Origin of the sequence: Streptomyces sp. NPDC059009 (genome assembly GCF_042740175.1) — a bacterium.
Classification (GTDB): Bacteria; Actinomycetota; Actinomycetes; order Streptomycetales; family Streptomycetaceae; genus Streptomyces.
Genome location: NZ_JBHYJB010000043.1, coordinates 31,292 through 54,224, shown reverse-complemented (window position 1 = coordinate 54,224; position 22,933 = coordinate 31,292). Strand labels below are relative to the sequence as shown.

Sequence of the window (22,933 nt, the reverse complement as noted above, 5' to 3'; positions counted from 1 at the left end):
GGAGTAGACAGCCCGCCGGACGAGGCCAGCCAGTGACGGAAGGCACGAAGACTTGTCTCAGTCTGTGGAAGTTTTCATATCTTTCGGCCCTGGCCGGATCTGCGCCGTCGACGGTGTACTTCCTCGCACAAGTTGCGACGAAGCAAGGGGCTCCCCCGGGGGATTCGCCTTGCCTGAAAAGGAGTTCTCGTGGCGATCCAGCGGAAGCACACGATGTTCCACTCGACGATCGTCGAGGCCGACCCGGACACCGTCTGGTCCGTGGTCCGGGACGCCCTCCAGGTGGTGCAGATCGTGTCCGGGCCCGCGGCGAAGGACGTGGGCTGGGCCGACGGCGGCGCCGTGGAGCGGGTGCCGTCGCGGTACGACTTCACGCTGGTGTTCTGCGACGGCCTCGTCCAGCAGGAGGTCGCGGGCCGCAGCGAGGTGGACCGCTCCCAGACCTACCGCGCCATCGCCCCGACGACGGGCGTCGACGCCTACGTGGCCACCATCCGCGTACGGGAGATCACCAACGACCCGGCCCGCAGCTACTTCGAGTGGTCGCGCGAGCTGACCATCGCCGAGGACCACGACCCGGAGACCGTCGAGGGCATCATCACCATGATGGAGAAGCAGACCGACGCCATCCGTGACCACTTCGCGGCGCCGAAGAACTAGCGCCCGGACCAGTCGTGCGACGATGCCGGTATGAACCGACTGGCCGACTCGCAGTCGCCCTACCTGCTCCAGCACGCCGACAACCCGGTCGACTGGTGGCCGTGGTGTGACGCAGCCTTCGAAGAGGCCCGCAGGCGCGGGGTGCCCGTCCTCCTCTCGGTCGGGTACTCCGCCTGCCACTGGTGTCACGTCATGGCCCACGAGTCGTTCGAGGACGCGGAGACCGCCGCGCTCATGAACGAGAAGTTCGTGAACATCAAGGTGGACCGCGAGGAGCGGCCCGACGTCGACGCCGTCTACATGGAGGCGGTGCAGGCCGCGACGGGCCAGGGCGGCTGGCCCATGACGGTGTTCCTCACCGGCGACGCCGAGCCCTTCTACTTCGGTACGTACTTCCCGCCCGAGCCGCGCCACGGCATGCCGTCCTTCGCGCAGGTCCTGGAGGGCGTCCACCAGGCGTGGACGGGACGGCGCGAGGAGGTCGCCGAGGTCGCCGGGAAGATCGTGGCGGATCTGTCGGAGCGCCGCCTCGGCCTCGGCGAGGGCGGCCTGCCCGGCGAGGAGGAGCTGGCGCAGGCGCTGCTCGGCCTGGTCCGCGAGTACGACGAGACGCGCGGCGGCTTCGGCGGCGCGCCCAAGTTCCCGCCGTCCATGGCCGTCGAGTTCCTGCTGCGCCACCACGCCCGCACCGGCGCGGAGGGCGCCCTGCAGATGGCCGCCGACACCTGTGAGCGGATGGCGCGCGGCGGCATCTACGACCAGCTCGGCGGCGGCTTCGCCCGCTACTCGGTGGACCGCGAGTGGGTGGTGCCGCACTTCGAGAAGATGCTGTACGACAACGCCCTGCTGTGCCGCGCCTACGCCCACCTGTGGCGCGCCACCGGCTCGGAGCTCGCGCAGCGCATCGCCCTGGAGACCGCGGACTTCATGGTGCGCGAACTCCGCACGAACGAGGGCGGGTTCGCCTCCGCGCTCGACGCCGACAGTGAGGACGCGGCGACGGGCGCCCATGTCGAGGGCGCCTACTACGTGTGGACCCCGGAGCAGCTGCGCGAGGTCCTCGGCGACGCGGACGCCGAGCTGGCGGCCGCGTACTTCGGCGTGACGGCCGAGGGCACCTTCGAGGAGGGCGCCTCGGTCCTCCAACTGCCGCAGCAGGACAGTGAGTTGGCGGACGCCGGGCGGATCGGCTCCATCCGTGAGCGGCTGCTCGCCGCGCGCGCCGAGCGTCCCGCGCCCGGCCGCGACGACAAGGTGGTCGCCGCCTGGAACGGCCTCGCGGTCGCCGCGCTCGCCGAGACCGGCGCGTACTTCGGCCGCCCGGACCTGGTCGCGGCCGCGGTCGCGGCGGGCGACCTCCTCGTACGTCTGCACATGGACCCGCGGGCGCGGCTCGCCCGCACCTCGAAGGACGGCCAAGTCGCCGCCAACGCCGGGGTGTTGGAGGACTACGCGGACGTCGCCGAGGGCTTCCTCGCGCTCGCGTCGGTGACGGGGGAGGGGGTGTGGCTGGAGTTCGCCGGGTTCCTGCTCGACCACGTCCTGGACCAGTTCACGGACCCGGAGACTGGTGCCCTCTACGACACGGCCGCCGACGCCGAGCGCCTCATCCGGCGCCCCCAGGACCCCACCGACAACGCCACCCCGTCCGGCTGGACCGCCGCCGCCGGAGCCCTGCTCTCGTACGCCGCGCACACCGGCTCCGAGCCCCATCGCACCGCCGCCGAGCGGGCGTTGGGCGTCGTCACGGCCATCGGCCCGCGCGCCCCGCGCTTCATCGGGCACGGCCTCGCGGTCGCGGAGGCCGCCCTGGACGGGCCGCGCGAGGTGGCTGTGGTCGGGGCGATCGGCGGCTCGCTGCACCGGACGGCGCTGCTCGGCAGGGCGCCCGGCGCGGTGGTGGCGGCGGGGACCGCGGGCGGCGCGGACTCGGCCGAGCTGCCGCTGCTGGTGGACCGGCCCGAGGTGGACGGTGAGGAGACGGCGTACGTGTGCCTGAACTTCGTGTGCCACGCGCCGACGACGGACGCGGAGCAACTGGCCGAGCAGCTGGACCCGTTGAGCGGGAAGTAGCGAGAAGGAAGGGCGGGCTCAGTCAGTGAGCCCGCCTTCGGAGAGCCCGCCCTCGCACGGTCGGCCTTAGGAGAGCCCGCCCTCGAACGCCACCAGGACCCGGTCGACCAGGTCCCGCAGATCGTCCTTGTAGCCGTTCTCCCCCCAGTAGATCGACGCCTCCAGGAGCGCGCCGACGATGCCCATGCAGTACGCCCGGACCTCCAGGTCGTCGGGGCCGCGGCCGGTGCGGTCGGCCAGGACCTGGCACATCATGCGGCCGGTGACCGACATGGACTCCAGCATCCGGGAGCGCACCGCGGGCGAGTCGATCATCAGCTGGGTGCGGATCCTGGTCTCGTCCGTGCGGTCCATCTCCTCGTAGACGCTGAGCGTCACGGAGCTGCGGATGACGTGCCGCAGCGAGGCGAGGAACGGTTCGTCCGCGGGCCGGGCCCGCAACTGGGCCTCCATGAGCGGGTCGTACTCGTCGGTGAGCACGATGTCTTCCTTGGTGGGGAAGTACCGGAACACCGTGCTCGGCGAGACCTCCGCCGCCTCCGCGATCTGCTCGACGGTCGTCGCGTCGTACCCCTGCTCGGTGATGAGCCGGTACGTCGCCGTGCGGATCGCGACGCGGGTCTTCTGCTTCTTCCGCTCGCGCAGGCTCGGCTTCGGGGCGGCGGGAGCGGCTGCGGCGGAGTCGGGGGTGCGTGCGGTGGCGGCCATGTCGGTCATTGTCAGGCATCCAGCCGGGCCGCGGCCACGTCGGCGGCCGGGTCCGGCCCGTCGCCCGCAGCGGCGGCGGTGTCCTGCTCCCCGGCCTCGTCCTTCGGCAGCAGGGCCGCCGCGAGCAGCGCCGTGACCAGTGCGGCGACGCCGATGACCACCAGCGCGACGGTCATGCCGTGGATGTACGCGGAGTCGGCGGACGCCGCGAGCGCGTCGTTTCCCAACCGCCCGGCGACGAGGTGCGCGCCGACCACCGAGTCCCCGGCCGCGTCGGCGGCCTGTTCCGGGAGCCCGGCCACGTCGAGCCGGTCGCTGTACGCGCTCGCCAGGAGCGAGCCGAGCAGCGCGATGCCGAGGGCGCTGCCGACCTGGCGCACCGTGAGGAGCAGGCCCGAGCCGGAGCCCGCGCGGTCGGCGGGCAGCGCGTTGATGGCCGCGGTCATGGGCGGCACCATCGCGAAGCCGAAGCCGAGCCCGGTGATGGCCAGCCAGAGCGCGGCGAAGCCGTAGCCGGAATCGACGGTGGTGCGGGCGCCGAGGAACGAGGCGAAGGACAGCGTGACGAGGCCCGCGCTGATCACCCCGCGCGAGCCGAATTTCGCGACCAGCGGCGGCGCGCCCTTCGCCGCGACGAGCAGCCCGCCCATCATCGGCAGCAGCCGCACCCCGGTGCCGAACGCGTCGTAGCCCAGCACGGCCTGCAGATACTGCGGCAGCATGAACATCAGGCCGGAGAGCACGAACATCCCGAGCGTCGCGGCGAGGGTGTTGAGCAGGAAGCCGCGCCGGGCGAGCAGCGCCAGGTCCAGCAACGGCCGCACGCGCCCCCGCTCCCGTACGACCAGAAGAGCCACCAGCACCGCCGAGGCGCCGAACAGCGCGAGGCACAGCGGGTCGCCCCAGCCGCGGTGCGGGGCCTCGATGACCGCGTAGACGAGGGCGCCGAGCCCGCCGGCGGTGAGCGCCGTGGAGAGCGGGTCGACCCTGGGCGAGGACGGGTCGTGGGTCTCGGGCAGCAGGAAGAGGCAGGCGGCGATGCCGATGGCCACCATCGGGATGTTGATCAGGAAGATCGAGCCCCACCAGAAGTGGTCGAGGAGCCAGCCGCCGACGATCGGCCCGAGCGGGATGCCGAGCGCTGACGAGGCCGTGACCGCGCCGATGGCCCTGGCGCGCTCGGCGGGCGCGAACAGCGAGGGCAGCACGGACATCGCGAGCGGCATCACCAGGGCGCCGCCGACGCCCATCACGGCGCGGGCCACGATGACGGGCGCCACGTCCCCGGCGAGGGCACCGACGAGCGAGCCGGCGAGGAAGACGCCGAGCCCCACGATGAGCATCCGGCGCCGCCCGAAGCGGTCGCCGAGCATCCCGGCCGGGAGCATCAGGGCGGCGAAGACGACGACGTACGCGTCGGCCATCCACTGCTGCTGACCGGTGTCGGCGCCGAGCTGCTCGGCCATCGTCGGCAGCGCCACGTTCAGGATCGTCATGTCGAAGCCGAGCACCAGCATGCTCGCGACCAGGGCGCCCAGCGCCCACCAGCGACGGGGGTTCTGCTGCGCCTCGGCAGCCTGAGTGACAGTAGCCATGAAATGAGAGTAGCTCTCAAAAGATGGCGACTGTCAATGAGGCGATCCCCCTCGGGTGTCTCGGGCACACGAAAAGTGGCCGCGGCTCCGAGGAGCCACGGCCACCGAAGGGGCGTATGGAGAGGGGGGGAAGAAGGGGGAGGCGTCAGGCGTGCTGGTAGGCCACCAGTGAGATGCCCACGTAGTGGACGGCGAAGGCCGCGAGGGTCAGCGAGTGGAAGACCTCGTGGAAGCCGAAGAAGCGGGGGGAGGGGTTGGGGCGCTTGATGCCGTAGATCACGCCGCCCACGCTGTAGAGGAGGCCGCCGACGATCACCAGGACGAGGACGGCGATGCCGCCCGCGCGCATGAAGTCCGGCAGGAAGAAGACCGCCGCCCAGCCCATCGCGATGTAGCACGGCGTGTAGAGCCAGCGGGGCGCGCCGACCCAGAAGACGCGGAAGGCGATCCCGGCCACGGCCGCGCCCCAGACGCCCCAGAGCAGCCACTGCCCCTTGGCCTCGGGGAGCAGCAGCATCGTCAGGGGCGTGTACGTCCCCGCGATGATCAGGAAGATGTTGGAGTGGTCGAGTCTGCGGAGGACGCCGTCCATCCGGGGGCTCCAGTTGCCCCGGTGGTAGAGGGCGCTGACGCCGAAGAGCAGGCAGGCCGTCAGGGCGAAGATGCCGCAGGCGATGCGGCCCCGGGTGGAGTCCGCGAGTGCGGTGAGCACCAGGCCGGAGACGAGCACCGCCGGGAACATGCCGGCGTGCAGCCAGCCGCGCATCATCGGCTTCACCGGAAGCGGCTTCGCCGGATGCGGAAGGGGGAGCGCTGTCGAACCGGGGCCCGTGGCCGGGGAGTTCGTGATCGCGTCGGGGACGGGAGCGGTCATATGCGGCATCGTACCTACGGAACCGTAAGTTACACATCAGGCTGCCGTGAACGCAGAGCCTACAAGTGGCGAGCCTCACGTGGGCATCCCAAGGTAGCGAGTGGTGATGGTCACTTTGCTCAGGTGTGAGGCCCTCTGGACATATGCGCGGTACCGTCGGATGATCAAATGAGTGTGGTCGGTACCGGATGAGCGCCAATGATCGAGTACGTGAATGCGTCCGGACCGTGGCCCCCAAGGGGCACAACAAACAAAACCCCTCGCTTTAGGAGCAATCGTGGCGCGCGACATCGCGGCTCCCCCCACCAACCACCAGGGCCTCATCTCCTGGGTGAACGAGATCGCCGAACTGACCCAGCCGGACAGCGTGGTCTGGTGCGACGGGTCCGAGGCCGAGTACGAGCGCCTGGCAGAGGAGCTCGTCGCCAAGGGCACCTTCAAGAAGCTCGACTCGATCAAGCGCCCCAACTCCTACTACGCGGCCTCCGACCCGACCGATGTCGCGCGCGTCGAGGACCGCACCTTCATCTGCTCCGAGAAGGAGGAGGACGCGGGACCGACCAACCACTGGAAGGCCCCGGCCGAGATGCGGGAGGTTTTCGCGGGGGAGAAGGGCATCTTCCGCGGCTCGATGCGCGGCCGGACGATGTACGTCGTGCCGTTCTGCATGGGGCCGCTCGGCTCGCCGCTGTCCGCGATCGGCGTCGAGATCACCGACTCCGCCTACGTCGCCGTCTCCATGCGCACCATGACCCGCATGGGCCGGCCGGTCCTGGACGAGCTCGGCTCCGACGGCTTCTTCGTGAAGGCCGTGCACACGCTGGGCGCTCCGCTGGAGCCGGGGCAGGCTGATGTCGCCTGGCCGTGCAACAGCACCAAGTACATCTCGCACTTCCCGGAGTCCCGCGAGATCTGGTCGTACGGCTCCGGGTACGGCGGCAACGCGCTGCTCGGCAAGAAGTGCTACGCGCTGCGCATCGCCTCCGTCATGGCGCGGGACGAGGGCTGGCTCGCCGAGCACATGCTGATCCTCAAGCTCACCCCGCCGCAGGGCGAGTCCAAGTACGTGGCCGCGGCCTTCCCGTCCGCGTGCGGCAAGACCAACCTCGCCATGCTGGAGCCCACGATCTCCGGCTGGACGGTCGAGACGATCGGCGACGACATCGCCTGGATGCGGTTCGGCGAGGACGGGCAGCTCTACGCGATCAACCCGGAGGCGGGCTTCTTCGGCGTCGCGCCGGGCACCGGCGAGCACACCAACGCCAACGCGATGAAGACCCTCTGGGGCAACTCGGTCTTCACGAACGTCGCGCTCACCGACGACAACGACATCTGGTGGGAGGGCATGACGGAGGAGACTCCGGCCCATCTGACGGACTGGAAGGGGAACGACTGGACGCCGGAGTCCGCCACCCCCGCCGCCCACCCGAACGCGCGCTTCACCGTCCCGGCCTCGCAGTGCCCGATCATCGCGCCCGAGTGGGAGGACCCGAAGGGCGTGCCGATCTCGGCGATCCTCTTCGGCGGCCGCCGCGCCTCGGCGGTGCCGCTGGTGACCGAGTCCTTCGACTGGAACCACGGGGTCTTCCTGGGCGCCAACGTCGCCTCCGAGAAGACCGCCGCCGCCGAGGGCAAGGTCGGCGAGCTGCGCCGCGACCCCTTCGCCATGCTGCCGTTCTGCGGCTACAACATGGGCGACTACATGGCGCACTGGGTGAAGGTCGGTGCCGACAAGGACCAGGCGAAGCTGCCGAAGATCTACTACGTGAACTGGTTCCGGAAGAACGCCGACGGCAAGTTCGTGTGGCCCGGCTTCGGTGAGAACTCCCGCGTCCTGAAGTGGATCGTCGACCGCCTCGACGGCCGCGCGGAGGGCGTCGAGACGCCCATCGGCATCCTGCCGACGGTCGACTCGCTGGACACGAACGGCCTCCAACTGGCCGACGCCGACCTGGAGTTCCTGCTCACGGTCGACAAGGAGGTCTGGCGCGAGGAGGCCGCGCTGGTCCCCGAGCACCTCAACACCTTCGGCGACCACACGCCGAAGGAGCTGTGGGACGAGTACCGGGCGCTGGTGAAGCGACTGGGCTAGCCCCTTCCGCGTACGTGTCGTGGGCCCCGCACTGTTCTGTGCGGGGCCCACGACACGTTCGGACACATCCCGAACACCTTGCCTTCACAACACGCTCACATGTTTCAATGACCCCACACGGGGGGCCGCTGTTCGATGCGTGCCTCCAACTGAGCCTGTGGGGGGCCGAGTTGAAGAACTCTCAGCGGTTGAGACGGGTGACGGGCGCCGCGCTCGCGGTGGTCCTGGGGTCGGCCGGTCTGGCCGCCGTCGGGACGCCCGCCGCGTACGCGGCCACCGCGTCGGACGAGGTGGCGAAGCTGCCCGTCGGGTCGTTCGGGGCGATGGTGGTGGACTCCGCGCACGAGCGCGTCTACCTCACCGACGGCGGCAAGAGCAGCGGTTCGAGCCAGGTCCTGGTCTACAACTTCCAGGGCCAGAAGGCGGGTTCGCTCCCCACCGACAAGGCGGTCTCCGGGATGGCGCTCAGCGCGGACGGCGCGACGCTGCAGGTGTCGCAGTCCGACCGGATCCTGAGCTTCGACACGGCGACGCAGGCCAGGAGCGGCGCCGCGTTCACGTCGTACGACGTCACGTGCGGCCGTGAGCTGGCGGTGGCGGGCGGCAAGACGTGGTTCACGGAGACGCCGTACTACGAGCCGTACTGCGACCGGGCCGACAACAGCACGTCGCTCAACCAGGTCGGCGACCCCTACCCGGTCGGGACCGGCTGGAGCGCCCAGGGGCGGCTGAAGCTGGCGGCGGGGTCCGAGGCGCCGGACCGGCTCGTGATGGGGCAGTCGGGCGCGGGGGACACGGCGAACCCGTTCCTCACCACGTTCGACGCGAGCGGCGGGACCCTCGTGCGGGGCCCCCAGCGGCGGTTCGCGGACGCCGAGGGCAAGGGGGCGCTCGACCTGAAGGACATCGCCCAGAGCGCCGACGGCAAGCGGATCGCCCTGGCCGACGCGGCGTACGGGACGCGGCTGCTCGACGCCGCCGACCTGTCGGACGCCCCGGCCGGCTACCAGCCCCTGCCCGAGGGCGCGAAGTCCTCGGCGGTGGCGTTCAGCGGCGACGGGAAGTACGTGGCGCGGGGCGCCGCCGCCTCCGGCAGCACGCCCGATCTGCTGATCCAGCCGGCCGACCCGGCGGACGGCACGACGCCGCTGGAGTTCGCCTTCGAGAGCGAGCTCGACGGTGCGCGGGTGGTGCCGCAGGGGCTCGGCTGGGCCGAGGACGGCTCGCGGCTCTTCGCGGTGACCGCGGGCAGCGGCGGCTACTGGCTGCACGTCATCAAGCCGCCCGCCGCGCAGTACGACTCCCGCTTCACGGGCGCCCTGAGCACCTCGCCGTCGCAGCCCGTCGTCGGTGAACCCCTCGGTATCCGGGGCACGTTGGAGCTGTCCGGGCCCGCGCCCGCGGAGCCGGTGAAGGTCGCCGTGGTGCGCAAGGACGCCGACGGCACGCAGGAGGTGGCGGCCGCCAAGGTCGCGGCCGACGGCAGCTTCACCGTCCTCGACGTGCCGGACCGCGTCGGCGCGGCCACGTACACGCTGCGGTTCCTCGGCGATGTCACGCACCGCCCGGCCGAGGACGTCACGCTCACCGTGGACGTGGCGAAGGCCCCGACGGCGATCGAGCTGACGGCACCCGCCGAGGCGACCCGCAAGGGCGGCGTCGAGATCACCGGCAGGCTGACCGGCCAGGGCCGCGCGCTGCCGTCCGGGATCGCCCTGAAGGTGACCCGCACGGACCGCTCCGGCACGACGGGCGAGCTGACGGCGGCGCAGGTCGCGGCCGACGGCACGTTCAAGCTCAGGGACCTGCCGGGCAAGCGGGGCAGGACGGTGTACGAGGTGAGCTACGAGGGCGACGCGCTGCACGCGGGTTCGTCGGCGAAGGCGACGGTGAAGGTCACCGGTTAGTCCCTCTCGTAGGCGACGTGGCGCCTTCTTGTACGTGACGAGGGCCCCGCACAGAAGCGTGCGGGGCCCTCGTCACGTAGGGCACCCGGGCCGCGTGACTGCGGGTACGCGCGGCCCGAGGCCGTCTTAGGGGGCGCCCACCAGGTGGCTCGCGGCGGCGTGGGACTCCATGCGCTGGGCAGCCAGGATCGCCGCCCTCGTGTCGGCGCGGGACGCGGCCACGACCAGGGCGCGGCCCGCGAGGGCGTGGGCGCGCTGGTGCAGGGATGTGAGGTGCGGTTCGTGGATCGCGGTCACCACGGCGGAGCGGACCGGCGGCAGGCCCCCGCGCAGGCGGGCCACCTGGGACGCCAACTCCTCCGCGGCGGCGTCCAGTTCGGCCTCGGGTGCCAGGGCGCGGAGCTCGTCGGTGACGGCGAGCAGCGCGGCGAGGTGTCCGGCGAGCTGGATGTCCAGCTCCTCCTCGCGGGAGCGGTGCGGGAAGTTCGCGGACGTGTCGGCCATCGAGTGGACCGACTTGGTGCGGATCGGCTCGTACATGGGATGGCCTCCAAGCTGTCGTGGAGACATCCTAGCTTAGATTCTGTCTAAAGTTGAGTCCGGTCCGGAGATGGTCGCGTACGCAGGGCGTTATGGCTGGCCGTAGCCGTCGAGGAACTTGCCGATCCGCGTCACCGCATCCGTGAGGTCCCGCGCCGACGGGAGCGTCACCACGCGGAAGTGATCCGGCTCCGGCCAGTTGAACCCCGTGCCGTTCACCACCATGATCTTTTCGGCCCTGAGCAGGTCAAGGACCATCTGGCGGTCATCCTTGATCTTGAAGACCTTCGGGTCGAGCCGGGGGAAGAGGTACATCGCCCCCTTCGGCTTCACGCAGGTCACGCCCGGTATCCGGGTCAGCAGCTCGTACGCCGTGTCGCGCTGTTCGAGCAGGCGGCCGCCCGGCAGGACCAGCTCGTTGATGGTCTGGCGGCCGCTCAGGGCGGCGACCACCCCGTGCTGGCCCGGCATGTTCGCGCACAGGCGCATATTGGCCAGGATGGTGAGCCCCTCGATGTACGAGGACGCGTGCGCCTTCGGGCCCGAGATGGCCAGCCAGCCCACCCGGTAGCCCGCGACCCGGTACGCCTTCGACATGCCGTTGAAGGTGAGGGTGAGCAGGTCGGGGGCGATCGCCGCCGTCGGGGTGTGCGTCGCGCCGTCGTAGAGGATCTTGTCGTAGATCTCGTCCGAGCAGACCAGCAGGTTGTGGCGGCGGGCGATGTCGGTGAGGCCGCGCAGCATCTCGTCGCTGTAGACGGCGCCCGTCGGGTTGTTCGGGTTGATGATCACGATCGCCTTGGTGCGGTCGGTGACCTTCCGCTCCACGTCGATCAGGTCGGGCATCCAGTCGGACTGCTCGTCGCAGCGGTAGTGCACGGCGGTGCCGCCGGAGAGGGAGACGGCGGCCGTCCACAGGGGGTAGTCGGGCGCCGGGACGAGGACCTCATCGCCGTCGTCGAGGAGGCCCTGCATCGCCATCACGATCAGCTCGGAGACGCCGTTGCCGATGTAGACGTGCTCGACGTCGGTCTCCACGCCCTGCGTCTGGTAGTTCATGACGACGGCGCGCCGGGCGGCGAGCAGGCCCTTCGCGTCGCCGTAGCCGTGCGCGCTGCCGACGTTGCGGAGGATGTCCTCCAGGATCTCCGGCGGGCACTCGAAGCCGAAGGCGGCGGGGTTGCCGGTGTTCAGCTTCAGGATGCGATGGCCGGCCGCCTCGAGCCGCATGGCCTCTTCGAGTACGGGGCCCCGGATCTCGTAGCAGACGTTGGCGAGCTTCGTTGACTGGATGACCTGCATGTCAGCGAGCTTACGGCCGGGTAACGCGGGCCGTCTCGTGTTCTCGGCCACTTCGGGGACCGTGCAGTTGAAGGGGGGAGCGCCACAGTGACGACGGCCGTCTCAACTGTCGAGATTTCAGGGCCTCTTGCCCTCACACCACACTGCCCCAAGAATGCGCATGACAAAACCGAAGAAACTTCGGCCACATAGCCATCAGAGGGGACCCCCCACATGAAGAAGCCTCTCGCCGGTGCCGCCTTTGCCGTCCTCCTCATAGGAGGAGCGATGGCGGCCCCCGCGACCGCCGCCGGTCAGAGCGACGCACCGGCGCCCGCGAAGCAGCACACGGCCCAGCAGAAGCAGCAGCAGAAGCCCCAGCAGAAGAAGCCCAAGGCCAAGGCCGTCGACTTCGCCGGGACCGTGGCGCTCAGCAACTGTTCCGGCTCCGTCGTCCGCGTGCCCGACTCCAAGCCCGAGGACCCCGCGCTCGTCATGTCGAACGGCCACTGCCTGGAGTCCGGCTTCCCCGGCCCCGGCGAGGTCGTCGTCGACCAGCCCTCCTCGCGCTCCTTCACGCTGCTCGACTCCAGCGGCGGCGACGCCGGGACGGTCAAGGCGAGCAAGGTCGCGTACGCCACCATGACCGACACCGACGTGTCGCTGTACCAACTCACCAGCACCTACGCCGACATCGAGAGCAAGTACGGCATCAAGGCCCTCGAGCTCAACGCCGCGCACCCGGAGCAGGGGAAGGCGATCACCGTCGTCTCCGGCTACTGGAAGAAGATGTACAAGTGCAGCGTCGACGGCTTCGTCTACAACCTCAAGGAGGGCCAGTGGACCTGGAAGGACTCGGTCCGCTACACCCCTGACTGCCAGACCATCGGCGGCACCTCGGGCTCCCCGGTCGTCGACGACGCCACCGGCAAGGTCGTGGCCGTCAACAACACGGGCAACGAGGACGGCCAGGAGTGCACGGACAACAACCCGTGCGAGGTGGACGAGAACGGCAAGGTGACGGTGCGCAAGGGCATCAACTACGCCCAGGAGACGTACATCATCGTGCCGTGCATCGGGGCGGGCAACAAGATCGACCTCGGCCGTGAGGGCTGCACGCTGCCCAAGCCGTAGGTCATGGGCCATCGGTCATGGGCCATCGGTCATAGTCCGTAGGCCGTACGTCTGAAAATGGTGGGGGCGCGCCGTGGGCGTGCCCCCACCCTCTTGTCGCGCCGTGTCCCGCCCCCAAGAATGCGCATGCCAACTCACGAGGTATGGGGGGTACTTGATGAAGAACATGAAGTACGCGTTCGCGGGCGGAGTCTTCGCCCTTGTCCTCGCCGGGACGGGGATGGCCGCGCCCACCGCCGCGGCCGACGCCAAGCCCGTCAAGCCCAAGGCCGTCGACTTCGCCGGGACCGTGGCGCTCAGCAACTGCTCCGGCTCCGTCGTGCGCACCCCGCAGTCCCAGGCCGGCGATCCCGCGCTCGTCCTGTCGAACGGGCACTGTCTGGAGACCGGCTTCCCCACCGCGGGTGAGGTCATCGTCAACCGGCCCTCGACCCGCACCTTCAAGCTCCTGAACGGCGCCGCGAACCAGGTCGCCACGCTCAAGGCGAGCAAGATCTCGTACGCGACGATGACGGACACCGACATCTCGCTCTACCAACTCACCAGCACCTACGGCCAGATCGAGAAGAAGTACGGGATCAAGGCCCTGGAGCTGGAGAGCAAGCACCCGGTGCAGGGGCGGCCCATCACCGTCGTCTCCGGCTACTGGAAGAAGACGTACGCGTGCGACATCGACGGCTTCGTCTACCGCATGAAGGAGGGCGAGTGGACCTGGAAGGACTCGGTCCGCTACACCTCCGCCTGCCAGACCATCGGCGGCACCTCCGGCTCCCCGGTGATCGACCGGACGACCGGCAAGGTCACGGCGGTCAACAACACGGGCAACGAGGACGGCGAGCGCTGCACGCTCAACAACCCGTGCGAGGTGGACGAGAACGGCAAGGTGACGGTGCGCAAGGGCATCAACTACGCCCAGGAGACGTACCTCATCGTGCCGTGCGTGGGCCCGAAGAGCGTGATCGACCTGAAGCGGCCCGGCTGCGTGCTGCCCAAGCCGTGACGGTCACCTGACCTGCTGCTCGCCGGGGGTGCGGCGCACCGACCTGCCCGCCAGGACGTCCGTCCTGCGCCCGTCCTCGATGACGAACTTCCCGTCGACGAGGACGTGCGGGATGCCGGTGGGCAGGGTGCGCGGCGCCTCGAAGGTGGAGCCCGCCGCGACGGTCTCCGGGTCGAAGAGCACCAGGTCGGCCCGGTAGCCCTCGCGGACCAGGCCCCGGTCCGGCAGGCGCAGGCGCGCGGCCGGGCGCGAGGTGAGGTGCGCGACGGTCTCCTCCAGGGAGAGGACGCCCAGGTCGCGCGCGTAGTGGCCGAGGTAGTGCGGGAACGTGCCGTACGCGCGCGGGTGCGGCTTGAAGCCCTGGAGGATGCCGTCGCTGCCGCCCGTGTGCACCGGGTGCCGCATGATGGCGCGGACGTTCTCCTCGTGGCCGACGTGCTGGAGGATCGTCGAGCCGAGCCGGTCGTTGATGAGCAGACGGCGGGCGGTGACCCAGGGCTCCTCGCCGCGCATGGCGGCGGACTGCGCGAGGGTCTTGCCCACGCAGGAGGCGAGCCCGGGGTCGCTCACGCCGGAGATCTCGATGGTGTCCCACTCGATGGGCACGCCGTGGCAGCCGTCGGCGCCGATGACCTCCATGTGGTGGCGGATCCGCTCGGCGGTCGCGTCGTCGCGGAGCCGGTCCAGGATCGCCTCCGGGCCGCCCTCGCTCGCCCAACTGGGCAGCATCGCCACGAGAGTTGTGCAGCCCGGGGTGTACGGGTAGGTGTCCAGGCTGATGTCGGCGCCGCCGGCGAGTGCCTCGTCGAGGAGGGCGAGCAGGTCGGGGGCCTTCCCCTTGTTCACGCCGAAGTTCATGGTGGCGTGGGCGAGGTGCAGGGCGCAGCCGGCCTCGCGGGTGAGGGCGACCATCTCCTCGTACGCCTCCAGGGCGCCGGCGCCGTAGGAGCGGTGGTGCGGGCAGTAGTAGCCGTCGTAGGCCGCGACGACCCGGCAGAGCTCGGTGAGTTCGGAGTCCTTGGCGTACATGCCGGGGGTGTACGTGAGCCCGGACGACATCCCGACGGCGCCCTGCTCCATGCCCTCGGCGACGAGCTGCTTCATGCGGGCGAGCTCCTCGGGGGCCGCCTCACGGTCGTCCCAGCCCATCGCGTACATGCGGACGGTGCCCTGGGGGATGAGGTAGGCGGCGTTGACGGCGATGCCATGGCCGCCGTGGGCGGTGTCGAGGGCGTCCAGGTAGCCCCCGACGGTGCGCCAGTCGAAGTCGATGTCGTCCCCGTTGCCGTTCCAGCCGGTGATGGCCTTGCGGACCTCGGAGAGGGTGCGGTCGTCGGTGGGGGCGTAGCTGACGCCGTCCTGGCCGAGGACTTCGAGGGTCACTCCCTGGGCGGCCTTCGCGCTGTGGTCCGGGTCGCGGAGGAGGGCGAGGTCGCTGTGGGCGTGCATGTCGATGAAGCCGGGGGAGAGGGCGAGCCCCTGGGCGTCCTGGGTCCGGGCCGCCGTGGGGCGGGGGCCCGGGTCCCCTTCTCTGTGGATCCGGGTGATCCGGCCCTCGTGGACGAGTACGTCGGCGCGGTAGGAGTCGTCTCCGGTGCCGTCGATGACGCGGGCGTCTCGGATGACCAGGTCCGGGTCCATGGGGTGCCTCTTTCTGCGCTTGTTTCTGCGCTTGCTGCGGGCCGGTTGGGGGCATCCGGCCCGCGGCCGGATTGGATTCCCACCCGCACCACCCGTGCGGATCCGTTGTCGGGTGCGGGTGGCCTGGGCGGGGGCTGATCGCCGTCGGCGTCTGCGGGACGTGGCAGGAGGTGTGCGGGGGTTGGGTGAGCGGGCGAGGGCTGGCTTGCCCGTGCGTCGCCGGTGAACGGGTGGGTGGGTGGGAGAGGCCGCCGCGGAGCGGCGGAGAAGGGGGCCCGCCCGGGAGGGGGAGACGGACCAAGAGGGGTGCCCACCCCCCCCACCGCAAGGGTCAGAAGTACGTGCGGATGTACTCCGAGACCGTGCCGTCCGACTCGACCAGGGGGATCAGCTTCCACTTGTCGAACGCCGTGCACGGGTGCGAGAGACCGAGGCCGACCCAGTCGCCCACCTCCAGGTCCGCCTCCGGCGTCGTCCGCAGCCAGGCGTGCTGGTCGGAGAGTCCCGTCACGCTCACCCCCGTCGCGGCGCGCTCCGCCCCGTCCCGCCGTACGACCTGCGCCTCCGGCAGGTCCAGGTCGTACGCCGCGTCCCGCTTGCCCGCGTTGAGGAACGCCTGCTCCGGGGACGGGCGCGAGACGACCTGGGCCCAGAGGCGCAACGCCGGCTGCAGGGCGCCCTCTTGGGGCACCCGGTTGAAGGGCGTCAGGTGCCGGTAGTGGCCGTCGTCGTGGGACACGTACGCGCCCGAGCGGAGCAACTTCAGGACGGGCGCCGAGAGTTCGGGGATCTCCGCGAACTCGTCCGCCACCGCGTCGAACCAGGCGCTGCCCCCCGCGCTGACCACGATCTCCCGCAGGTCCGCGAACCGGTTCGCCTTGTCGAACTCCATCAGGAGGGCGACGAGCCGGCGCAGCCACGCGTGCACGCGCTCCGGGGTCGCGTCCGGGACCTCGCCCTCGTAACCTGCGACGCCCACCAGGCGGAGCGTGTCCGCCGCCGCCACGGCGTCGGCGATCTCGAAGCACTCCGCCTCCGTGCGGACGCCCGTACGGGCCCCGTCGCCCGCGGCGAGTTCGACCACGACGTCGACGGGGCGGCGCGCGCCCGCCTCGCGCAGCGCGGCGTCCATCAGGGCCACGCCCCGCACCGAGTCCACGTAACAGATGAAGCGGAAGCCGGGGTCGGCGTCGAGCTCGGCGGCGAGCCGGCGCAGGGCGGCCGCGTCGACGAGTTCGTTGGCGAGGAAGACGAAGGGGACGCCGAACGACCGTGCCACGCGCACCTGGTGGGGCACCGCGAGCGTGATGCCGACCGCGCCGTGCGCCAGCTGGCGGGCGAAGAGCTCGGGGGCCATCGACGTCTTGCCGTGCGGGGCGAAGGCGAGGCCGTGCCGGGTCGCGTACTCCTCCATCAGCGCGAGGTTGTGCTCCAGGCGCTCGGCGGAGAGGGCGAGCACGGGCGTGGTGAAGCCGCCCGTGAAGAGGTTGCGGCGCTGGGCGGCGAGCTCGCCGACGGTCAGTCCCTCGGCGTCCGGCGGGAGGGCCTTGAAGCGGTGGTCGATCCGCTCCCGGGACAGTCGGGACAGGGCCTCGGTGCCCGCGGATTCGACGGCCTCGGCGGCTGCGGATTCGACGGCCTCGGTGCCCGCGGCTTCGGCTGCTGAATCGACGGACTCGGCGTGCTCGGCGGCCATGCGGCGCCTCCTCGAAAAGGTGCGTTGCGTAATGTGCAACGGTCATTGCGTATGTCGCTTACTGCTGTCTAACATCCGAGCCAACGCCGGGTCAACGGACCCGGAAGCCCGGTGAGGAGTGGAATCGGACGTGACCGCACACGGTGAACTGGGCGACGTGGACGTCGTCGCGCTAGGCGAGTCCATGGTCACGTTTCTGCCCTCCTGTCCCGGCCGCCTCGCCGACGTGCCCTCCTTCGAGCGCGGCATCGGCGGCGCCGAGTCCAACGTGGCCTGCGTCCTGGCCGCCGCCGGACACCGCACCCGCTGGGTCTCCCGGGTCGGCGCCGACGGCTTCGGCGACCACCTCGTCGAGGCCGTCGCCGCGTACGGGGTCGACATCTCCGCCGTGCGCCGGGACCCGGACCGGCCGACCGGCATCTACTTCCGTACCGCCGGGGACCGCGCCACCGACGCACACGAGGTCGCCTACTACCGCGCCGGATCCGCCGCCTCCGCGATGTCCACGGAGTCGGTCCCGGACGCCGCGCTCTGGTCGGGCCGCGCGCTCCACCTCTCGGGCATCACGCCCGCCCTCTCGGCGGACTGCCTGGCCCTCGTCCGCCACCTGTGCGCCCGCCCCGCACGCGACTCCCTCCTCTCCTTCGACGTGAACCACCGGCCGGGCCTGTGGCCCGACGGCGGCGAGAGGGTCCTCCTCGACCTGGCCCGCGGCGCCGACCTCGTCTTCGTCGGCGAGGACGAGGCCGCCGACGCCTGGGGCGTCACCGGCGGGCCCGACGCCGTCCGCGCCGCCCTGCCCGAGCCGCGGCTCCTCGTCGTGAAGCGGGGAGCCGAGGGCGCCGTCGCCTTCGACGGAGACGGCGACGGCGACGACACGCGGTACGAGGAGCCCGCGCCGCGCGTCGACGTCGTCGCCGCCGTCGGCGCCGGGGACGCCTTCGCCGCCGGATTCCTGTCCGCGACGCTGCGCGGCCTGCCCGTCGCGCAGCGCCTGCGCCACGGACATCTGATGGCCGCCGCCGCCCTCACCGTCCCCGGCGACCTCGCCACGCCCCCCGCCCGCGACCACACCGACCGGCTCGCCGCCCTCGACGCGGACTCCTGGGAGAGACTGCACCTCGGCCCCGGCTGGACGGCAGCCGACCACGAGGCCGCGCAGGAGGTACGTACGCCATGAGTCAGACCGTCGACCGCGCCCTGTCCATCCTGCCGCTGCTCGCGGAGGGCCCCGCCGACCTCGGCCAGGTCGCCGACCGGCTCGGCGTGCACAAGTCCACGGCCCTGCGCCTGCTGCGCACCCTCCACGAGCACGGCCTGGTCTTCCGCCAGTCCGACCAGCGCTACCGCCTCGGTGCGCGCCTGTTCGCGCTCGCCCAGGAGGCCGTCGAGAACCTCGACGTGCGCGAGATCGCCCACCCCCACCTCCTCGCCCTGAACGAGAAGTGCGGCCACACGGTCCACCTCGCGGTCTACGAGGAGCAGGAGGTCCTCTACATCGACAAGGTGGAGAGCCGCTACCCGGTGCGGATGTACTCGCGCATCGGCAAGCCGGTCGCCATCACGGTCGCCGCCGTCGCGAAGCTGCTGCTCGCCGACTTTCCCGAGGCCGAGCGCCGCGCCATCGCGGAGAAGCTCGACTACCCCACCTACACGTCCCGTTCGACACCCAACGCCGCTGCCTTTCTGCGGGAGTTGGACAAGGTGCGCGAACAGGGCTGGGCCACCGACCTCGGTGGCCACGAGGAGTCCATCAACTGCATCGGGGCCCCCATCCGCGGTGCGGACGGCCGCGTCGTCGCCGCCATGTCGGTGTCCGCGCCGAACGTCGTCGTCACGGCCGAGGAACTCCTCACCCTCCTCCCGCTGGTGCGCCGCACGGCGGAAGCCATCAGCCGGGAGTACTCCGGCAAGTCACCCCTGAAGGAAGAACACTCATGAGCGAGAAGACCGCCCTCACCCCCGCCACCCACACCACCCCGCCCGCGAAGTTCTCCCACGGCGTGAAGAAGGGCAACATCCTTCAGGTCGCCGGACAGGTCGGCTTCCTCCCGGCCGAGGAGGGCAAGGCCCCCACGCCCGCCGGTCCGACGCTGCGCGAGCAGACCCTGCAGACCTTCGCCAACGTCAAGGCGATCCTCGAAGAGGGCGGTGCGACCTGGGACGACGTGATGATGATGCGCGTCTACCTCACGGACGTGGACCACTTCGCCGAGATGAACGAGATCTACAACTCCTACTTCGAGGAGCAGGGCCTGAAGGCCCCCGCCTCCGCCCGTACGACGGTCTACGTCGGCCTCCCGGCGGGCCTGCTCATCGAGATCGACGCGCTCGCCGTCCTGAGCTGATCACTCAGCTGACGCGTCCTCAACCATCCACCCCCAGCCAGCCGTTCGTCGTCACGGCACGGTGCCTCGCCCTCCCCCAAGCTCTCGGCTTCGCTCGAGCAGGGAGGTACCCCCTTTGGCGCCGTGCCGCGATCCCCCCTGCCCCGAAAGCCCCATGCACTTACGAGGTCCCACATGTCCCCGCTGCTCCCGCTCGCCGCCGCGCCCGCCCCACCAGAGCCAGTCCACACCGGCGGAATCCTCACGCTCATCGACGGCACGGCAGGTCTCCTGGCCGTCGCCGCGCTCGGCATCCTCCTGCTGCTCTTCCTGATCATCAAGGTCAGGCTGCAGCCCTTCGTGGCGCTGCTCGCGGTCTCCATAGTCGTCGGCCTCTCGGCCGGTCTCTCCGTCACCGAGCTCTTCGGCACGGTCCAGAAGTCCGACGTCACCTCGGTCATCGAGTCCGGGATGGGCGGCATCCTCGGCCATGTGGCGATCATCATCGGCCTCGGCACGATGCTCGGCGCGATCCTCGAAGTCTCCGGCGGCGCCGAGGTGCTGGCCTCCCGCCTGCTCGGGCTCTTCGGCGAGAAGCGCGCCCCGCTCGCGATGGGCATGACGGGTCTGATCTTCGGTATCCCCGTCTTCTTCGACGTCGGCATCTTCGTCCTCGCGCCGATCGTCTACGCGGCCGCCAAGCGCAGCGGCAAGTCGATCCTCCTGTACTGCCTCCCGCTGCTCGCGGGTCTGTCCATGACCCACGCGTTCCTGCCCCCGCACCCCGGACCGGTGGCCGCGGCGGGCCTCCTCAAGGTCGACCTCGGCTGGGTCATCCTCATGGGCATCGTCTGCGGCATCCCCGCGGTGCTCGCCGCCTGGGTGTTCTCCGCGTGGATCGGCAAGCGCATCTTCGTGCCCGTCCCGCAGGACATGGTCGAGGCCGCGGACGAGGCGAAGGCGGCGGTCGTGGCGGAACAGCGGGCCGCGGGCGTCGAGCCGACGGAGAAGCCGGTCCCCCTCGGCACGGTCTTCGCGATCATCGGCACGCCCCTGGTCCTCATCCTCCTGGCCACGTTCTCCTCGATCGCCTTCGACCCGTCGACCGGCCGCTCGGTCATCGAGTTCTTCGGCAGCCCCTTCGTGGCCCTGACGATCGCCCTCCTCATGGCCTACTACTTGCTGGGCATCCGCCGCGGCTGGTCCCGCAAGTCCCTTGAAACGGTGTCCACTTCATCGCTCAAGCCGGTCGGCAACATCCTCCTGGTGGTCGGCGCGGGCGGCATCTTCGGCGCCGTCCTGAAGGCGAGCGGCGTGGCCAAGGCCCTCTCCGACACCTTCCACGACGTGGGCCTGCCGGTCATCGTCCTGGCCTACCTGCTCTCCCTGATCCTGCGCGTCGCCCAGGGCTCCGCGACGGTCGCGATCGTCACGACGGCGGGCATCGTCGCCCCGCTCCTCGCCGAGGGCGACTACTCCCAGGCGTTCGTGGCCCTCGTCATCATGGCGATCTCCGCGGGCTCGATCTTCGCCTCGCACGTCAACGACGGCGGCTTCTGGATGGTCGCCAAGTACTTCGGCATCTCCGAGCGGGACACGCTGAAGTCGTGGACGGTGCTGGAGTCGGTGCTGTCGGTGGCCGGGTTCGCGGTCGCGGCCGTGGTCAGCCTGTTCGTCTAGCCACTTTCCGTACGGCGGTGGCTCGTTACACTCCTGCGATGGCTGAGATGAAGTGCACGCACTGTGGCGCCGCGGAGCTCGAACCGGGCTTCGTGGAGGACTCCGGACAGAACGCCACCGGATACGCGCGCTGGGTCCAGGGCGCCCTGGAGCGCGGGATATTCGGCGGCGCGAAGCGGATGGGCCGGCACCGCTGGCAGATAGACGCGCACCGGTGCCGGATGTGCGGGCACTTGGAGCTGTTCGCGGTGCAGCCGGTCTGAAATTCGCGGTGCGGCCGGTCTGAAAGAGGACACCCCCGGTCACAGGGCCGGGGGTGTCCGCGTGGGCATCAACTCTTGCAGTACTGCTGCTCCTTGCCGATCGAGCGGTACATGCAGTCCGCGTTCTCCAGGAGCTGGAGCACCGCGTCCCGGTTCCGGCTGGTCTCCCGCTCGATGACCTCGTCGGGCGGGTAGAAGCCGCCGGCGCCCGAGGACGTCGGGTACATCTCGAAGGTGTAGCTGAAGATCTTCTGGTTGCCCCAGAGCCAGTCGTCGATCGTGCCGTCCGTGATGTACAGGTCACTGGACTGCTCGGGCGTGTAGCCGTTGCTCGCGGCCATCTTCTTTCCGACCGCCGCGTGCGCGTCGCGGTCGTCCTGGGTGAGGCCGGGGGCCGTGTCGTTGTAGGTGTAGCCGTAGGGCCACAGGACGAGCTCGCTGTAGGTGTGGAAGTCGATGCCCGCCTTGATCTGCTGCTTGCCGCCGACGACCCGGCTGCGCACGAAGTCCGCGACGACCTTGACCTCGGGGGCGGACTCGCCCGCCTTGCCGCGGTAGGTCTCGGACCCGGGGGTGCCGGAACTGCCGCCGCAGCAGCCCCACTTGTAGTTCCAGTTGCGGTTCAGGTCGGTGCCGGTGGCGCCGCCCGAGTTGGGCTGCCGGTTCAGCCGCCAGCTGCGGTAGCGGCCGGTCGCGATGTCGTACTCGCCGCCGTCCGGGTTCACGTCCGGGACGATCCAGATCTCGCGCTCGTCGAGCATCTTCTTGACCCGGGCGTCGGTCGAGTAGCCCGCGCCGAGCTCGCGCATCAGATACAGCGCCATCTCCACCGTCAGGTGCTCACGGGCGTGCTGGTGGTGGGTGAAGAGGACCTCGGGCTCGTTCTCGTCGGTGGCCACGTTGTCGCTGATCTTGATCGCGATGATGTCCCGGCCCTCGTACGACTTGCCGATGACGCGCTTGGACATCAGGTTCGGGTACTGCTGGATGCGCTGGTTGATCTCGGCCGTCGCCTCCGCGTAGTTGTGGTACTTGGAGTCGGCGGGCGGGAAGTCCTTGGCCCCGACCTGCTTGCCGTCGGTGCGGGCCGGGGGCGCGGGCAGCGCCGTGAGCCGGTACCCGAGCGAGCGCAGCTTCCTGGCCTGGGCCGCGCTGGCCGAGACGACGACGGAGTGCGCGTCGGACTCGTCGATGGAGACGCCGGTGGAGGCGATCACCGTGCGGGCGGCGGGAGTCGAGGGCCCCGCGATCTCGTACTGCCGGGTCTGCGTACTGGCAGTGTCGGCGTCGGTGTCGGCATCGGCGCCGGACGCCGGTGTCGCGGTGCGGTCCGGGGGCGAGGCGGTCGCGACGGTGGCGGTGACCGGGGCGGCCAGGGCCAGGGCGATGAGGGCGGCGAGGGTGGTGGTGCGCCGTCTGCCGCGTATGCGGAGTCGCATCAGTTCTCCAAGCTCTCCGTGGT

At 70.7% G+C, this 22,933-nt stretch carries 19 protein-coding genes; 11 read left to right on the top strand and 8 right to left on the bottom strand.

Translation table 11 applies throughout. From position 1 onward, the window contains the following. The first annotated feature begins 189 nt into the window (after positions 1 to 189). The gene (locus ACFWYM_RS34755; RefSeq protein ID WP_384846401.1) at positions 190 to 660 is read left to right on the top strand and encodes an SRPBCC family protein; all 471 of its coding nucleotides are present in this window, start codon (positions 190 to 192) and stop codon (positions 658 to 660) included. Positions 661 to 690: 30 nt separating this feature from the next. Beyond that, positions 691 to 2,733, top strand: coding sequence for a thioredoxin domain-containing protein (locus ACFWYM_RS34750; RefSeq protein WP_384846399.1), 2,043 nt, complete (start codon positions 691 to 693; stop codon positions 2,731 to 2,733). A 66-nt stretch (positions 2,734 to 2,799) separates the two neighbouring features. Here the strand turns inward: ACFWYM_RS34750 and ACFWYM_RS34745 are convergent, their stop codons facing one another. From ACFWYM_RS34745 to ACFWYM_RS34735, 3 genes are all read right to left on the bottom strand, one after another. Then, entirely contained in the window at positions 2,800 to 3,450 is a 651-nt protein-coding gene (locus ACFWYM_RS34745) for a TetR/AcrR family transcriptional regulator (protein ID WP_384846397.1), read from the bottom strand. 2 nt (positions 3,451 to 3,452) lie between these two features. Then, positions 3,453 to 5,036 (bottom strand): MFS transporter, encoded by a 1,584-nt coding sequence (locus tag ACFWYM_RS34740; RefSeq protein WP_384846395.1) that lies wholly within the window; start codon positions 5,034 to 5,036, stop codon positions 3,453 to 3,455. A 145-nt stretch (positions 5,037 to 5,181) separates the two neighbouring features. Then, positions 5,182 to 5,910, bottom strand: a complete 729-nt coding sequence (locus ACFWYM_RS34735) for a hemolysin III family protein (protein ID WP_384846393.1) — start codon at positions 5,908 to 5,910, stop codon at positions 5,182 to 5,184. Between the two features lie 277 nt (positions 5,911 to 6,187). Here ACFWYM_RS34735 and ACFWYM_RS34730 point away from each other — a divergent pair, with 277 nt between their 5' ends. Then, positions 6,188 to 8,002, top strand: a complete 1,815-nt coding sequence (locus tag ACFWYM_RS34730; protein ID WP_384846391.1) for a phosphoenolpyruvate carboxykinase (GTP) — start codon at positions 6,188 to 6,190, stop codon at positions 8,000 to 8,002. A gap of 197 nt (positions 8,003 to 8,199) precedes the next feature. Further along, complete coding sequence (locus ACFWYM_RS34725) at positions 8,200 to 9,909, top strand: Ig-like domain repeat protein (protein ID WP_384846486.1); 1,710 nt, start codon at positions 8,200 to 8,202, stop codon at positions 9,907 to 9,909. A 126-nt stretch (positions 9,910 to 10,035) separates the two neighbouring features. Here the strand turns inward: ACFWYM_RS34725 and ACFWYM_RS34720 are convergent, their stop codons facing one another. Both ACFWYM_RS34720 and ACFWYM_RS34715 read right to left on the bottom strand, forming a co-directional pair. Then, positions 10,036 to 10,449, bottom strand: coding sequence for a hypothetical protein (locus ACFWYM_RS34720; protein WP_384846389.1), 414 nt, complete (start codon positions 10,447 to 10,449; stop codon positions 10,036 to 10,038). A gap of 90 nt (positions 10,450 to 10,539) precedes the next feature. Further along, the gene (locus ACFWYM_RS34715) at positions 10,540 to 11,751 is read right to left on the bottom strand and encodes a pyridoxal phosphate-dependent aminotransferase (RefSeq protein ID WP_384846387.1); all 1,212 of its coding nucleotides are present in this window, start codon (positions 11,749 to 11,751) and stop codon (positions 10,540 to 10,542) included. Positions 11,752 to 11,964: 213 nt separating this feature from the next. Here ACFWYM_RS34715 and ACFWYM_RS34710 point away from each other — a divergent pair, with 213 nt between their 5' ends. Further along, on the top strand, positions 11,965 to 12,864 hold the full coding sequence (locus ACFWYM_RS34710; RefSeq protein ID WP_384846385.1) for a serine protease: 900 nt from the start codon (positions 11,965 to 11,967) through the stop codon (positions 12,862 to 12,864). Positions 12,865 to 13,030: 166 nt separating this feature from the next. Further along, positions 13,031 to 13,864, top strand: coding sequence for a trypsin-like serine peptidase (locus ACFWYM_RS34705; RefSeq protein WP_384846484.1), 834 nt, complete (start codon positions 13,031 to 13,033; stop codon positions 13,862 to 13,864). Between the two features lie 3 nt (positions 13,865 to 13,867). Here ACFWYM_RS34705 and ACFWYM_RS34700 read toward each other — a convergent pair whose 3' ends face one another. Both ACFWYM_RS34700 and ACFWYM_RS34695 read right to left on the bottom strand, forming a co-directional pair. Beyond that, positions 13,868 to 15,505, bottom strand: a complete 1,638-nt coding sequence (locus tag ACFWYM_RS34700; protein WP_384846383.1) for an amidohydrolase family protein — start codon at positions 15,503 to 15,505, stop codon at positions 13,868 to 13,870. 331 nt (positions 15,506 to 15,836) lie between these two features. Next, entirely contained in the window at positions 15,837 to 17,201 is a 1,365-nt protein-coding gene (locus ACFWYM_RS34695) for an amino acid deaminase (protein ID WP_384846381.1), read from the bottom strand. A gap of 130 nt (positions 17,202 to 17,331) precedes the next feature. On the opposite strand from ACFWYM_RS34695, the gene ACFWYM_RS34690 reads away from it, so the two are divergent. The 5 genes from ACFWYM_RS34690 to ACFWYM_RS34670 all read left to right on the top strand — a co-directional run bounded on the left by ACFWYM_RS34690 (position 17,332) and on the right by ACFWYM_RS34670 (position 21,471). Then, positions 17,332 to 18,381: a sugar kinase gene (locus ACFWYM_RS34690; protein ID WP_384846379.1), complete on the top strand. Its 1,050-nt coding sequence runs from the start codon at positions 17,332 to 17,334 to the stop codon at positions 18,379 to 18,381. Beyond that, the gene (locus ACFWYM_RS34685; RefSeq protein ID WP_384846377.1) at positions 18,378 to 19,142 is read left to right on the top strand and encodes an IclR family transcriptional regulator; all 765 of its coding nucleotides are present in this window, start codon (positions 18,378 to 18,380) and stop codon (positions 19,140 to 19,142) included. The genes ACFWYM_RS34690 and ACFWYM_RS34685 overlap by 4 nt, the downstream gene beginning before the upstream one ends. Then, positions 19,139 to 19,549, top strand: coding sequence for a RidA family protein (locus ACFWYM_RS34680; protein WP_384846375.1), 411 nt, complete (start codon positions 19,139 to 19,141; stop codon positions 19,547 to 19,549). Before ACFWYM_RS34685 ends, ACFWYM_RS34680 begins: the two co-directional genes overlap by 4 nt. A gap of 174 nt (positions 19,550 to 19,723) precedes the next feature. Further along, complete coding sequence (locus ACFWYM_RS34675; protein ID WP_384846373.1) at positions 19,724 to 21,208, top strand: GntP family permease; 1,485 nt, start codon at positions 19,724 to 19,726, stop codon at positions 21,206 to 21,208. Between the two features lie 38 nt (positions 21,209 to 21,246). Continuing rightward, positions 21,247 to 21,471 (top strand): hypothetical protein, encoded by a 225-nt coding sequence (locus tag ACFWYM_RS34670; protein ID WP_384846371.1) that lies wholly within the window; start codon positions 21,247 to 21,249, stop codon positions 21,469 to 21,471. 68 nt (positions 21,472 to 21,539) lie between these two features. Here the strand turns inward: ACFWYM_RS34670 and ACFWYM_RS34665 are convergent, their stop codons facing one another. Next, the gene (locus ACFWYM_RS34665) at positions 21,540 to 22,910 is read right to left on the bottom strand and encodes a M14 family metallopeptidase (RefSeq protein WP_384846369.1); all 1,371 of its coding nucleotides are present in this window, start codon (positions 22,908 to 22,910) and stop codon (positions 21,540 to 21,542) included. Positions 22,911 to 22,933 lie beyond the last annotated feature (23 nt).

What these genes read in the sequence shown, in the direction of transcription:
- ACFWYM_RS34750 (WP_384846399.1), top strand. Translation starts at nt 691, where the DNA reads ATGAACCGACTGGCCGACTCGCAGTCGCCCTACCTGCTCCAGCACGCC.
- ACFWYM_RS34745 (WP_384846397.1), bottom strand. Translation starts at nt 3,450, where the DNA reads ATGACCGACATGGCCGCCACCGCACGCACCCCCGACTCCGCCGCAGCC.
- ACFWYM_RS34740 (WP_384846395.1), bottom strand. Translation starts at nt 5,036, where the DNA reads ATGGCTACTGTCACTCAGGCTGCCGAGGCGCAGCAGAACCCCCGTCGC.
- ACFWYM_RS34735 (WP_384846393.1), bottom strand. Translation starts at nt 5,910, where the DNA reads ATGACCGCTCCCGTCCCCGACGCGATCACGAACTCCCCGGCCACGGGC.
- ACFWYM_RS34720 (WP_384846389.1), bottom strand. Translation starts at nt 10,449, where the DNA reads ATGTACGAGCCGATCCGCACCAAGTCGGTCCACTCGATGGCCGACACG.
- ACFWYM_RS34715 (WP_384846387.1), bottom strand. Translation starts at nt 11,751, where the DNA reads ATGCAGGTCATCCAGTCAACGAAGCTCGCCAACGTCTGCTACGAGATC.
- ACFWYM_RS34710 (WP_384846385.1), top strand. Translation starts at nt 11,965, where the DNA reads ATGAAGAAGCCTCTCGCCGGTGCCGCCTTTGCCGTCCTCCTCATAGGA.
- ACFWYM_RS34705 (WP_384846484.1), top strand. Translation starts at nt 13,031, where the DNA reads ATGAAGTACGCGTTCGCGGGCGGAGTCTTCGCCCTTGTCCTCGCCGGG.
- ACFWYM_RS34700 (WP_384846383.1), bottom strand. Translation starts at nt 15,505, where the DNA reads ATGGACCCGGACCTGGTCATCCGAGACGCCCGCGTCATCGACGGCACC.
- ACFWYM_RS34695 (WP_384846381.1), bottom strand. Translation starts at nt 17,201, where the DNA reads ATGGCCGCCGAGCACGCCGAGTCCGTCGATTCAGCAGCCGAAGCCGCG.
- ACFWYM_RS34685 (WP_384846377.1), top strand. Translation starts at nt 18,378, where the DNA reads ATGAGTCAGACCGTCGACCGCGCCCTGTCCATCCTGCCGCTGCTCGCG.
- ACFWYM_RS34680 (WP_384846375.1), top strand. Translation starts at nt 19,139, where the DNA reads ATGAGCGAGAAGACCGCCCTCACCCCCGCCACCCACACCACCCCGCCC.
- ACFWYM_RS34675 (WP_384846373.1), top strand. Translation starts at nt 19,724, where the DNA reads ATGTCCCCGCTGCTCCCGCTCGCCGCCGCGCCCGCCCCACCAGAGCCA.
- ACFWYM_RS34670 (WP_384846371.1), top strand. Translation starts at nt 21,247, where the DNA reads ATGGCTGAGATGAAGTGCACGCACTGTGGCGCCGCGGAGCTCGAACCG.
- ACFWYM_RS34665 (WP_384846369.1), bottom strand. Translation starts at nt 22,910, where the DNA reads ATGCGACTCCGCATACGCGGCAGACGGCGCACCACCACCCTCGCCGCC.